The sequence below is a fragment of the Shigella sp. FC1967 genome, from assembly GCF_001743005.1.
Taxonomy (GTDB): domain Bacteria; phylum Pseudomonadota; class Gammaproteobacteria; order Enterobacterales; family Enterobacteriaceae; genus Proteus.
Genome location: NZ_MIIZ01001381.1, coordinates 1 through 363, shown reverse-complemented (window position 1 = coordinate 363; position 363 = coordinate 1). Strand labels below are relative to the sequence as shown.

At 51.8% G+C, this 363-nt stretch carries 1 rRNA gene; it reads left to right on the top strand.

What is annotated here, in order from left to right:
• Positions 1 to 363: ribosomal RNA gene (locus BHE89_RS22190) — 23S ribosomal RNA — on the top strand; the annotation flags it as partial.

The following is a 363-nucleotide window of genomic DNA, read 5'->3' as shown; positions in this document are numbered from 1 at the left end:
GAATACCGAAGAATGTTATCACGGGAGACACACGGCGGGTGCTAACGTCCGTCGTGAAGAGGGAAACAACCCAGACCGCCAGCTAAAGGTCCCAAAGTCGATGGTTAAGTGGGAAACGAAGTGGGAAGGCTCAGACAGCCAGGATGTTGGCTTAGAAGTACAGCCATCATTTAAAGAAAGCGTAATAGCTCACTGGTCGAGTCGGCCGCGCGGAAGATGTAAGGGGGCTAAACCATGCACCGAAGCTGCGGCAGCGACACTATGTGTTGTTGGGTAGGGGAGCGTTCTGTAAGCCTGCGAAGGTGTACTGTGAGGTATGCTGGAGGTATCAGAAGTGCGAATGCTGACATAAGTAACGATAAT